At 67.2% G+C, this 11,824-nt stretch carries 14 protein-coding genes; 3 read left to right on the top strand and 11 right to left on the bottom strand.

The window, feature by feature from the left end; genetic code table 11:
- Positions 1-120: 120 nt before the first annotated feature.
- The 8 genes from rdgB to WD184_06345 form a co-directional block, all read right to left on the bottom strand.
- Positions 121-711, bottom strand: coding sequence for an RdgB/HAM1 family non-canonical purine NTP pyrophosphatase (rdgB, locus tag WD184_06380; protein ID MEX0826359.1), 591 nt, complete (start codon positions 709-711; stop codon positions 121-123).
- Positions 711-1,352 carry a ribonuclease PH gene (gene rph / locus WD184_06375; protein MEX0826358.1) on the bottom strand — a complete coding sequence of 214 codons (642 nt, stop codon included), beginning with the start codon at positions 1,350-1,352 and terminating at the stop codon, positions 711-713. The genes rdgB and rph overlap by 1 nt, the downstream gene beginning before the upstream one ends.
- Positions 1,353-1,408: 56 nt before the next feature.
- Positions 1,409-2,152: an MBL fold metallo-hydrolase gene (locus WD184_06370; GenBank protein MEX0826357.1), complete on the bottom strand. Its 744-nt coding sequence runs from the start codon at positions 2,150-2,152 to the stop codon at positions 1,409-1,411.
- 35 nt (positions 2,153-2,187) lie between these two features.
- Positions 2,188-2,958 carry an ABC transporter permease gene (locus tag WD184_06365; GenBank protein ID MEX0826356.1) on the bottom strand — a complete coding sequence of 257 codons (771 nt, stop codon included), beginning with the start codon at positions 2,956-2,958 and terminating at the stop codon, positions 2,188-2,190.
- A complete protein-coding gene (locus tag WD184_06360) occupies positions 2,955-3,953 on the bottom strand; it encodes an ATP-binding cassette domain-containing protein (protein ID MEX0826355.1) in 999 nt (332 codons plus the stop codon). Before WD184_06360 ends, WD184_06365 begins: the two co-directional genes overlap by 4 nt.
- 24 nt (positions 3,954-3,977) lie before the next feature.
- Entirely contained in the window at positions 3,978-5,330 is a 1,353-nt protein-coding gene (locus WD184_06355) for a fenitrothion hydrolase (GenBank protein MEX0826354.1), read from the bottom strand.
- A complete protein-coding gene (locus WD184_06350; GenBank protein ID MEX0826353.1) occupies positions 5,327-5,788 on the bottom strand; it encodes a hypothetical protein in 462 nt (153 codons plus the stop codon). Before WD184_06350 ends, WD184_06355 begins: the two co-directional genes overlap by 4 nt.
- Before the next feature lie 303 nt (positions 5,789-6,091).
- On the bottom strand, positions 6,092-7,198 hold the full coding sequence (locus WD184_06345; protein ID MEX0826352.1) for a PilT/PilU family type 4a pilus ATPase: 1,107 nt from the start codon (positions 7,196-7,198) through the stop codon (positions 6,092-6,094).
- A gap of 55 nt (positions 7,199-7,253) precedes the next feature.
- Here WD184_06345 and WD184_06340 point away from each other — a divergent pair, with 55 nt between their 5' ends.
- Positions 7,254-7,631 (top strand): DUF983 domain-containing protein, encoded by a 378-nt coding sequence (locus WD184_06340; GenBank protein MEX0826351.1) that lies wholly within the window; start codon positions 7,254-7,256, stop codon positions 7,629-7,631.
- On the opposite strand, the gene WD184_06335 is transcribed toward WD184_06340, so the two are convergent.
- Genes WD184_06335 through WD184_06325 form a run of 3 tightly spaced genes read right to left on the bottom strand, consistent with a single transcriptional unit; the run spans position 7,604 to position 10,646 of the window.
- On the bottom strand, positions 7,604-7,888 hold the full coding sequence (locus WD184_06335) for a MoaD/ThiS family protein (GenBank protein ID MEX0826350.1): 285 nt from the start codon (positions 7,886-7,888) through the stop codon (positions 7,604-7,606). The genes WD184_06340 and WD184_06335 overlap by 28 nt on opposite strands.
- A complete protein-coding gene (locus WD184_06330) occupies positions 7,888-8,931 on the bottom strand; it encodes an exo-alpha-sialidase (GenBank protein ID MEX0826349.1) in 1,044 nt (347 codons plus the stop codon). The genes WD184_06335 and WD184_06330 overlap by 1 nt, the downstream gene beginning before the upstream one ends.
- Positions 8,928-10,646, bottom strand: a complete 1,719-nt coding sequence (locus tag WD184_06325) for a DUF885 domain-containing protein (GenBank protein ID MEX0826348.1) — start codon at positions 10,644-10,646, stop codon at positions 8,928-8,930. Before WD184_06325 ends, WD184_06330 begins: the two co-directional genes overlap by 4 nt.
- A 127-nt stretch (positions 10,647-10,773) precedes the next feature.
- Here WD184_06325 and WD184_06320 point away from each other — a divergent pair, with 127 nt between their 5' ends.
- Positions 10,774-11,466, top strand: a complete 693-nt coding sequence (locus WD184_06320) for an AzlC family ABC transporter permease (GenBank protein MEX0826347.1) — start codon at positions 10,774-10,776, stop codon at positions 11,464-11,466.
- Positions 11,463-11,792, top strand: a complete 330-nt coding sequence (locus tag WD184_06315; GenBank protein ID MEX0826346.1) for an AzlD domain-containing protein — start codon at positions 11,463-11,465, stop codon at positions 11,790-11,792. The genes WD184_06320 and WD184_06315 overlap by 4 nt, the downstream gene beginning before the upstream one ends.
- Positions 11,793-11,824 lie beyond the last annotated feature (32 nt).

Here is an 11,824-nt window from a genome sequence, read left to right as displayed (position 1 = left end):
CGCCGGTCGGCCCTCCTCCACCAAATGGGGCCCCAACCCCATGGCGGCCGTACCGGTTCTCGGGCCGAACAGACGCCGGTCGGCCCTCCTCCACCAAATCGGGCACCCTGGATCCCAATATCAGTCGCTCGACCACCCCCGCTCCACAAGGATCCCGGCCAGCGCCTCCAGCGCTCGGGCGCGATGGCTCATCTGGTTCTTCTCCGCCTCGCCCAACTCTGCCAGCGTGCGGCGGTCGACCTCGAAGACAGGGTCGTAGCCGAAGCCGCCCTCGCCGCGGGGTGCTTCGGTGATCCGGCCCTCCAGCGTCCCCGAAGCGGTGATGGTCTCTCCCCCGGCGGTCACCAGTGCGACCACGGTACGAAAGCGGGCCTGGCGATCCGAACGCCCTCTCATCGCATCGAGGAGCGCAGCCCGGTTCTCCGCGTACGAAGCGCTCTCGCCGGCGTAGCGCGAGGAGCGGACGCCGGGCGCGCCCCCGAGGGCGTCGACCTCGAGTCCGGTGTCGTCGGCAATGGCGTCGTGTCCGGTCGCTCGCGCCACCGCCCGAGCCTTGAGGATGGCGTTCTCTTCGAGCGTCGCGCCGGTCTCGTCGACGTCGGGCCACTCGAGGCCATCCACCAGCCCGAGACCGGGGAGCACCCGCGCCAACACCGCGGCGACCTCGGCTGCCTTGTGAGGGTTCTTGGTGGCGACGACGACGCGCCTGATCACGGCGCCAGGGCGAGGCGTTGGGCTGCCAGGAGCTGTTCGATGCCTCCGGCGGCCAGGTCGAGGAGACGGTCGAGTTTCGGCCGGTCGAAGGGCGACCGCTCGGCGGTTCCCTGGATCTCGATGATCCCGCCGCTGCCAGTCATCACCACGTTCATGTCGACGTCGGCCGCGACGTCCAATTCATAGTCGAGGTCGAGTATGGGAACACCGTCGACCACCCCCACACTGATCGCCGCGCAATGGTCGATGACCGGATCGGCGATGAGCACCCCGGCAGCCAGGCCGGCGGCCACTGCGTCCTTGACGGCGACCCAGGCTCCGGTGATGGATGCGGTGCGGGTGCCACCGTCAGCCTGAAGCACGTCACAGTCGACCCGAATGACGGCTTCGCCCATCCTCGAGAGGTCGACCACCGCCCGGAGCGAACGCCCGATCAGTCGCTGAATCTCTTTCGTCCGGCCCCCGCTCAGCGAAGACCGGGGGACCCGTTCTGGAGTGGATCCGGGAAGCATCGAATACTCGGCGGTCATCCAGCCCTTGCCCTGGTGCCGCATCCACGGCGGGACGTCGGTGTCGAAGGATGCGGTGCACAGGACCCTGGTGCGGCCCATTTCCACCAGCACTGAACCCGGAGTCATCTCGGTGTAACCGCGCGTCAAGCGCACCGGGCGCAACTCGTCGGGCTTCCGATCGGTCAAAGCTCCACCTCCATCCCCGGGACCGCATGGTCCACCGGTCCGTCGAACCGGGCGGCGGCTTCTCGAACCGACACCTGGGGATCCAGCGTAGGGGCGAGGTGCGTCACGATCAGGCGGCGGACCGCGGCCCGCGTCGCCACCTCGCCGGCCTCGGACGCAAACAGGTGAAAGGGGTAACGCCCGGTTCCCGGCTCGCCCTGCATCGAAGCCTCGACGAGCAGAAGGTCGCACCCCTCCGCCAGGCGCTCGAGGTCGCCTCCGGGGCCGGTGTCACCGCTGTAGACCAGACGCCTTCCGTCGGCGACGACGGCGGTCACCAGCGCGGGAGCCGAATGCACCGCGGCCCCGAACTCCACCTCGATCGACCCGACCCGGCGACGGTCACCGGGCCTGACGGCCTCGAAGGCGAAGACCGAGAACAGCGGGTGATCCCGTCCCACGCCGAGGAAGCCAGCGAATCGTTCGGCAAGCCCGGGCGGTGCCCACACCGGAACGCCCCATCCCGACGGATCACCGAACCGCAGGGAATTGAAGAGGGCGAACAGGTCGGCACAGTGGTCGGGATGCCCATGGCTGAGCACGACGGCGTCGGGCCTCGCGGTCTTCTCGACCAGGGCCATGAAGACCCCGTGACCAAGGTCGAGGGCCAACGTGGTTCCGGCCGCAGTGATCAGGTATCCGGACGCAGGGCGCCCCGCGGTGGGATAGGTGCCGTTCGAACCGAGTACCGAGAGACGCACGACCGAGAGGCTAGGTCTGCCGAGGACGGGCGGGCTCAGCCGATCGCCTTGCGAAAGGCCATGGTCGCACCCGTGAAGGTCACCACCGCCAATCCTCCAGTGACCGCCAGGGCTTCGCCAATGGCGCCCCAATCCCACCCCGTGTTCACCAAGGCCCGCAATGCCTCGACGATGTATGTGATCGGATTGAAGGCAGACACGGTGTCGAGCCAGTCGGGCAACAGGATCGCCGGCATGAAGGCGGTGGACAGGAACAACACCGGGAAAGTGATGAGGATACCGACGATCATCGTCAGCTCACCGTTGCGGGTGCGAAGGGCGATGATGTTGGACAGCCCCGCCCAGGCGATGCCGAACAGGGCGGCCAGCACCACCATCGCGGCGACTCCGCCGATTCCGGTGGCGAAACGCGCCCCCATCAGCAGTGAGACCAGCACGATCACGGTCGCCTGAGCCGCGGCGCGAGTGGCATCGGCGAATACCTTGCCCAGCAGGATGCTCGACCGCTTGATCGGGGCGATCAGGAACTTGTCGAGCATGCCGTCTTCGATGTCGCCGACCATGCCGATTCCCGACTGAAACGCCGAATTAAGCGCGGTGAGGGCGACGATGCTCGGCACCAGGAACTGCAGATACGAGTCGTAGGCGAAGCCCGGCAGCCGATCGAGATTGCCGAACACCTGACTGAACAGGATCAGAAAGATCAACGGCTGAGCGAGCGCAAAGAACAGCAGCAGCGGAATCCGCACCAGCTTCTTCATCTGGCGGGCCCAGAGGATGGCGGACTCCCGGATGCTCCTCCTCATCGGCGCCGCCCCACCATTCGCAACCGGCTCGGGGGCTTCGACTCCTCCACCCGCATCCTGCTCCCGGTGTGGCGGAGGAAGACGTCGTCCATCGTGGGCTCCGACAGTTCCAGTCGCGCCACCTTGATCGAGGCTGCATCCAGCGCCCTCACCACCTCGGCCAGCCGGCTCGACGCGGCGCTGGTGAAGATCTTGATGGAACGGTCGTAGCGGGCGGCGTTGCCGGCATCCGAGAACCGCTGGAGCACGTCTGCCGCCTGGTCGATACCCGCTGGTGTCGAATCATCCGTCAGGGTCACTGTGATCGCGTCGCCTCCCAACGCCCGCTTGAGCGCTGATGGCGTTCCTTCGACTGCGATCACTCCCTGGTCGATGATGGCGAGGCGGGATGCGAGCGCATCCGCCTCCTCGAGGTACTGGGTGGTCAGAAAGATCGTCACCCCGCCACCGTTCAACTCGCGCAGGTACTCCCACAATGCTCGCCGGGTCTGCGGGTCGAGGCCGGTGGTGGGCTCGTCGAGGAACAGTACCCGCGGGCCATGGACCAACGCCTGGCCGAGGTCGAGCCGCCGTCGCATGCCGCCACTGAAAGTGCCCGCTCGCCGCCCGGCGACGCCGGAGAGCTCCAGCACCTCGAGGAGTTCGCCGCTGCGCCGTTCGGCTTCGGCCCGATCGAGACCATGGAGACGCGCCTGCATGGTGAGGTTCTCCCAGGCGGTCAGATCGTCATCGACCCCGATGAACTGGGCGGCGTACCCGATCTGACGCCGCACCATCTCCGGATTCGCGACGACATCGACGCCGCGCACCGTGACCGTGCCCGAAGTCGGCCCGAGCAGCGTCACGATCACTCGAATGGTCGTCGTCTTCCCCGCGCCGTTGGGGCCGAGGAAGCCGAAGATCTCGCCTTCGCCGACGGAGAACGAGATGCCATCGACGGCAGTGACTCCTCCCGGATAGACCTTGACGAGACGGTCGACCTCGATGAGCGCCACGAGGGCCAGCCTACCGGTAGGGCTTCACCCGGCTGCCAGCACGGTGAGGCCGAGGGCGGTGAGCGCGACCATCAGGGTCAGCATCGCGTACTGAGTGCGGACCGCCCTGGGGCCGGCGAACACCGCCAGGGCACGGTCATGGGCCAGCACCACCCCGACGACGTGCCCCCCGACGATGGCGGCCAGCTGGATCCACCACACCACCACCGGGGAGATCCAGGTGTAGTTGGGTTGGTAGTCGAGGGTCCCGAACAGGTTCCAGCCGAGGCCGAGTGGGTCGCTCATCGCGGGGATCAGCAGTTGGCCTTCGAAGGCGATGAGCGTGAAGTAGTGGGCGAACGCATACGCGAGCGCGATCGGCACGAGGGTGTGGGCAAAGGACCGGGCGACCGCGACCGCCCCCATCGCCCTCGCGATCCGGCTGGCCCACCACGAAGCAGCGAGATAGGCCCCGCCGATGACACCGACGACCACGAGCAGCGCCAAGGTCTGGAACCACATCGAGTGCTGGGCAGTGCCGACGAGCGCGAACGACAAGTCGTCCCACCATGGCGTGCCGGAGAGGCCGTCATAGGTGACGGTGCCGATCATGGCGGCGACGAACGCGACTAGCCCCGGCCACGCGGGCAGCACCGGAAGCGCCCGGAGCCAGCCCCGTCTTCCGATCCGGCCATCGGCCCGACGGCCGAACGGGGCGATCGCACTGATGAGCCGGTGGTAGACGGTGAACGCCTCGGTGGAAGTGACCGCCCGGTCGATTCCCACCCGGACCGCCAGCCCCAGGATGACGACGGTGTAGAACGCCGCCGCCAGGCCGAGCGCTCCGGGGTCGCCCGACCGTGGGTAGACCAGTTCGAGCCACACGATCGCGATGAAGGCCACGGTCGCCGGCCACACCCCCCACCGGCCGGGACCGGGTGGTCCGTCGAGGCGGGCCATCCGCCCGAGAGCCCGCCAGGGGTTCAGCACGGCCCAGATGTTGCCGAGACCGGCGGCAAGAAACGGGAGAACCAGCCACAGCACCACCCACACCCCGACGGGAGCAATGTTGCTCCGGGCCGATTCGTCGCCGAAGAGCCCGGCCGTGACGATCAGCGCCAGACCGGAGACCCCGAGCCCGGCCCCCGCGAACGCCAGCCATCTCGGAACCAGAAAGCCGCGGCCCCGTGGTCGGGGACCATCCTGCAGTCTGGGGGCCGGCCACAGCACCGCCAGGGCGCCAAACGACAGCAGCACCACCACCGCGGCGCCGACGAGGAAGTACTCCAGCGGAACCGGCAGGTCGCTGCGGCCGCCGATCCCGTGGGCGGATGCCACCCCCGGCACTGCGATCAGCGCCAGCAGCAGCGCCGTAACGACGCCTGCTCTCCTCCTCACGAAATCTGAAGCTCCACGAGGAGGGTGTGACCAGCGTGGAGCTCGACCTCAAAGATCCCGGGGATGTCAGCGGTGAACTCGATGACCGCCGGCGACCCAGGGCTGACGTCGGCGGTCTCGTCGTAGCCGTGGACATGGACCTCGCTGGTGACGTCGGCGCTGACGGTCAGACGGACCTCGGTACCCAGGGCCACCTGCACCCGGCCCGACTCGGGCTCACCGTCGACCGTCACCTCCGCCGAACCATCGGCGTACGCCACCTCGACCTCCGTGACGCCGTCATCGACCAAGGTGGTCGTGGTGGCTGCTGTCAACGAGGTGCTCGCGGCCGTCGAAGTAGTCGGGGCGAGGGTTGTCGTCGTCGAGGCGGCGGTCACGGATGAAGTGGTGCCCCCGCCGTCATCGCTACACGCGACGATCACCACCATGAACACGGCCCCGAGTGCGATTCTGCGCATCGACGACGACAGTAGCGAGCACCTGGAAGAAGTCAGCCAGCCAGTCTTGCTCGTTGGAATGCATCCGAGGGGCCCATTGCGGACCCCTCGGATGCGCGGTAGCCGGGTTCATCCGATCACGGAGGCGTGAGGACGAACTCCGATGACGACCAGGCACGCGGCGGCGTCGGCGAATGCCACGGAACCGGGGCATCAATCGATCCCGTGCCGTCTGGCGGTGGCCCTAATGCGACCCGGGATGGCGGAAGTCGATTCATCTCGCGGGTCTTCCCGCTTCGGCCGATGCTCAACCGTCGAATCTGATCAGCCGAGGAAACGAGCAGCGAGAGCGACCGGGTCCTGAGCATGCGCCAGGGCGGCGTCGCGTGATACCCGTCGCTCGGAAACGAGGCGGGCCAGGTCGTCGTCGAGGCGAATCATCCCCAGATCGCGAGATGTCTGAATCACATCGTTGATCCGATTGATCTCATTGGTCCGGATCATGTTGGCGATCGCCGGTGTCATCACCATGATCTCGAGCGCGGCCGCCCTGCCCGCCTGCCCGCCTATCCCGTCATTGGCCGGCACCAGGACCTGGGAGAAGACCGCCGCCAGCGACATTGCCAACTGCACCCGGATCTGTGCCTGCTGGTTCGCCGGGAACACGTCGATGATCCGGCTGACGGAGGCCGCTGCCCCGGTGGTGTGAAGGGTGCCCAGGACGAGGTGCCCGGTCTCTGCGACGCTGACCGCGGCTGAAATGGTCTCGAGGTCCCGCATCTCGCCAAGGAGGATCACATCGGGATCCTGCCGCACCACGCGGCGCATCGCCTCGGCGAAACTGGGGATGTCCTCGCCCACCTCGCGCTGGGTGACCAGGCTCCGTTTTTGGTGATGGTGATACTCGACCGGATCTTCGATGGTCACGATGTGGCGATCGAGGTTGGTATTGATCCAATCGACCATCGAAGCCAGCGTCGTGGTCTTTCCCGCACCGGTGGGGCCGGTGACGAGGATCAACCCTCGCGTCCGTCGGAGCAGGCCACTTGTGATTTCGGGGAGCCCGATCTCCTCGAAGGAGAGGAACGAATTGTTGATCAGCCGGAGGACGGCGGCGTACCCCTTCCGTTGCCGCAGCACCGACACCCGGAAACGTGCCGAGCGATGGGTGATGCCGAAATCGACGGTTCCGGTGTCCTCGGCCTGTCGCCATTGCGGTTCAGAGCACAGCGACCGGCAGAACGCGGCTGTGGCCTCCGATCCCCAGATCCCCTCGCCTATCGCGACCAGGGAGCCGTCCATCCGAGCCGTGGGTGCCGTGCCCGGCGAGACATGCAGGTCGGATGCACCCCGGGCTATCACCGCGTCGAGCAGTTCATCGATAAGGGTCGGACGCGGGCGGGTGGGTGAGGAGAGATCGATGGCATCCACGGCCGGTATATCGGCTCAATCCGCCGCCACCTGAATAGGGAGCGAGAATGTCCTGGTGCGCCGACTCGCGAGGGCTCTCCGCCGCCGCTGCCCGATCTGTGGTTCCCCGGGAATGTTCGTGTCGTGGTCGGCGGTGGTGGAGAGGTGCCCGCGGTGCTCGCACCGGTTCGAGAGTCACGAGGGCTACTGGCTCGGGGCGATCGCGATCAATACGGTGGCCACCATCTTCGTTTTCATCCTGGTGTTCGTTGGATCGATCGTGAGTTCCTGGCCAGACCCCCCGTGGGGGGTGATCTCGGCGGTCACGATCGCCACCAGCATCGTGTTTCCCATCGCCTTCTACCCCTACTCGAAGAGTCTCTGGGTGGCGCTGGAGTCGAAGTTCGCTCCGTCACAAGGATCCCGTCAGCCGGATCCCCCCGACACGGCCTGAAGAATCGTGATCACCGATCCCTCGGAAAGCGGCCCGCCCAGTGCCGCCTGATCCCTGGCCGCCCGTCCCTGATAGAAGACGGAGACGTGGGGCCGCACCGCGCCGCTTTCGTCGAACACGTGGACGCGCAAGTGCGGCAATCGTGCAAACAGGTCGGCAAGCGCCCCGCCCACCGTCTCTGCCACGACCGGAATCTCCCGTCGCCCGTCCCCGACGTCAGCGAGGAGCGAGGGGATCCGGACGGTGGCCGCGGGCATCAGGCCTCGAGCACCGACACGGTCAGGATCCTCGGAAGCACTTGGGGCAGCGTGATCCAGTGATCTCCGCCGTCGGTGGTCAGATGGACCGACCCCGCCGTCGTACCCAGGAACACGCCGCCCTCTCCATCGGTCGCCGCGGCTCCGCGCAAGACGCCGGCGTACACCGGGCCCTCGGGGTGCCCCACCCCGGAGACCTGCCAGGAGTCACCCCGGTCGGTCGATCGGTACACCCGGAACGCCCCGCCGACCGGCATCCGATGCTCATCGCTTTCCAGCGGCACCACGAAGAGCGCATCCGAGGCGGCATCTCGCACGATGGTGAACCCGAAGCGAGCGGGCAAGCCCTCCTCGATGCGCTGCCACTCGTCGCCACCGTCGATGGTGCGGTAGACCCCCGAATGGTCCTGGCGCCAGATCACATTCGCATCGTGCGGATCGGCGGCGAGGCAGTGCACACAGAAGCCGATCTCGTCGTCCTCGTCGCTCGGGCCCACCTTGGTGACGCCGGAATTTTTGAGGGCCCATGACTCCCCCCCGTCCTCGGTGCGGAAGACGCCGACGGCTGAGACGGCCAACCACATGCGACCCGGGTTCTCGGGATCGGAGAGAATGCGGTGGGCGGCAAGACCGCCGAATCCAGGCTGCCACCCGGGACGAGTCGGGTGCTCATTGAAGCCCGCCACGGGCTGCCACGAAGCCGCGTCGTCGTCGCTGCGGAAGAGACCGGCCTCGTCCACCGCGGCAAACAGCGAGTCTCCGACACCGGCGATGGTCCAGATGTTGTTCAGCTTGCGCTCGCCACCTTCCGGCCATGCCGGCCCATCAACTATCTGCTCCCAGGTGGCGAGGTCGGCGCTGCGGTGGATCGCCGCGCCGAACCAGTTCGACCCAACGGCAAGCAGATGATCCCCCGACGGACCGCGCCCGAACGCGGTGACGGCCCACCCCTTGAAGATGGGTGCTTCGAAGTCCCACGAGCCCCTGCTCCCCGACCGAAACAGAAACGCCCCCTTGACTGTCCCTACCCCGATCGTGGTCACTTGCGCTCACCTCCCGCCGTTTCTGGCCTATCGGCCACGGTGCCCGTTTCCGCCATGTGCTCCCGCATCACCGCCAAACCGGTCGAGCCGATCTCGAGCAGGCGGGCGTGGAACGATTTCAAGTCGAATGCCGAGCCGTGCTGCTGTCGCTCAGCGGCCCTGATGTCGTGGATGGCCTGCTGCCCGACTTTGTACGAGATGGCCTGCCCCGCCCACCCCAGATAGCGGTTGATCTCGGATACCGACGAGTCGTGATCTTGAGCGGCATAGTCAACGAGCATCTCGACACCGAAATCGAAGGACCAGCGCTCCCCCGGATTGAACGGCTGACCCTGAGGGATCGGCAGATCGAGGTGCGATCCGATATCGATGACGACCCGGCACGCCCGCAGCATCTCTGCCGCCAGCTTGCCCATCCGATAGTCGGGCATCTCTAGATAGCCCATCTCGTCCATCAGGTCCTCGGCGTAGAGCGCCCACCCCTCCCCACTGCCCGAGTACCACACGAGGAGCTTCTGCAACCGGGAAACCTTGTCGCCCGCCGTCATCTGGATACCGCTCTGGAGGTGGTGGCCGGGGAACCCCTCGTGATAGGCGGTGGTCACTTCGTCGAATAGAGGGATCACCTGCTTGTCGCCCTTCGACCACCACACCGAGCCGGGGCGGGAGAAGTCTTCGCTGGGGCTGACGTAGTAAGCCCCCAGCGATCCTCCCGGGGGAGCCATCTTCACCTCGACCTTCCTGATCTGCGCGGGCACGTCGAAGTGTGAGCCGTCGAGGTCGGTCAGCGCGACCTCGAGGCGCTCCTGCATCAGGTCACGGAACTCGGCCTGGCTGTGGGCGGCCCGGGCAGGATCGGTCTGCAGCACGCGCAGCACCTCCGGCAGATCGCCGCTGGGGAGGATCTCGCCGGCCACCGACTGCATCGCAGCCCTGATCCGGGCCACCTCTTCCCAACCCCATTCGTAGGTGGCCTTGGGGTCCAGGTCCGACCCGAGGAACTTGCGGGCGAGGCGCACATACCGCTCTTTGCCGACCCCGTCGGCAGCGATCGCATTCGGCAGATATCGGCTCTCGAGGTAGTCCGCCAACGACCCGTACGCCGCCCGGGACGACCCGATGCCTGCCTCGATCCGCTCGATCGTCCGAGCATCGGCTACTCCCGACTCGACCACCGCTGCAGCCAGCGGATTGAAGCCGGACTGGTCGCCGGCGTGGTTGCGCGCCTGGCGAACCGCCTCCACCACCTGACGCCGCGCCACGGTCTTGCCCTGGCTTCGTCCCACCTCGAGCAGCTCCTGGTAGCCGCCGAGCGCCCCGCCGAGACCCTCCAACCGGGCGGCGATGTTCGACCAGCCCTCCGCAGTGGAGGTGTCCATGTGGTCGAAGATCTCGCGAATGTCCTGCAGGGGCGACGAGATGCTGTTGAGTTCGAGGAACTGCTCGCCCGAATCGAACCAGTTGACCCAATCGGAACATGAATGGACCGCGACCCGGTGGGCCATTCTCGCCCACTGGTCGTCGGGCACTTCGATCGCGTTGACCCGGGCGAGTTGGTCGCGCACCATGTCGGCCGCGGCCTGCTGCCCGATCGGCGAGAAGTCGTCCCACTTGTCGTCCTGGCCCGGGATGCCGAGGTAGGTGCCCAGGAGGGGAAGTCGGGCGACTGTCTCGTCGACGATGTCACTACACAATTGATAGATGTCTCCGGACACTGCCCGCGCCTCCAATCTTGGGGGCGCGCGAATCGGCTCGCCCCCTTGGCCCGGGCGACGATAGCGATACGGCACCGACCCGAAGCCCCGGACTTTGCGCCCTGGCGGTGACCTAGTCTCCGCGCCCATGCCCCACGCCACCCGCAGGGACGCGTTCCTGGCAGGCGTCAGGAGCATCTTGCCGATCCTTCTCGGGGTGTTCCCCTTCGGAGTGATCGCCGGGGTGGCTGCCGTCGAAGCCGGCCTCGACACCCTGCAGGCGATTGCCCTCTCTCCGATCATTTTCGCCGGCGCCTCCCAACTCGCCACCGTCGACCTGGTCGCCCGGGATGCTGCGCCGGTGGTGATCGTCCTCACAGCCCTGGTGATCAATGCACGGTTCGGGATGTACAGCGCCGCGCTGGCTCCTTGGCTGCGCGGGACCCGGCCGGCCGCCAAGGGGCTCGCCGCCTATCTACTGACCGATCAGGCGTTCGCGGTCAGCGTGACCCACTTCGAGCGCGACCAGCAGGATCTCGGGCTGAGAACCGCCTTCTTCTTCGGGGCGGCCATACCGCTGTGGGTGACCTGGCAGGTGTCTTCGGTCGTCGGCGTCTTGATCGGTGCCGGAGTACCCCCGGAGTGGTCGCTCGACTTCGCCATCCCTCTCGTCTTCATGGCCCTGCTCTTGCCGGCCGTCAAGGATCGGGGAACCCGGGCAGCCGCGCTGGTGGCCGGCACCGCCGCGGTCGTCTTGATCGGCCTGCCGTTGAACCTCGGGCTGCTCGCCGCCGCCGCGCTAGGAATCTCCGCAGGCGTCCTCGCCGAGGTCACCCGATGACAAGCCACTCCCCCGCACTCATCTGGGCGCTGATCGGGATGATCGGGCTCGGCACCTGGCTGATCCGGCTGTCCTTCCTGGCGCTCCTCGGCCGGGTGGAGCACATGCCGCCGATGCTGGGTCGGATACTCCGCTTCATCCCCGCTGCCGTCCTGGCGGCGCTGGTACTGCCTGCCCTGACCCACTCCACCGGCGAATTCGAGCTCGCCACCGATCGGTTCATCGCCGGGGCAATCGCCGGCGTCGTCGCGTGGCGGACCAAGAGCGTCCTGGCGACCATCGTCATCGGCATGGGGTCGCTGTGGATACTGCAGGCTGTCGGCTGACCCCCGTAGAGAGCGCCTCCGCGGAAGCCATC

This window comes from Acidimicrobiia bacterium, from assembly GCA_040878325.1.
GTDB lineage: Bacteria > Actinomycetota > Acidimicrobiia > Spongiisociales > UBA11373 > JAUYIV01.
The sequence above is the reverse complement of the archived record's forward strand: the minus strand, read 5'-3'. Positions and strand labels throughout refer to the sequence as shown.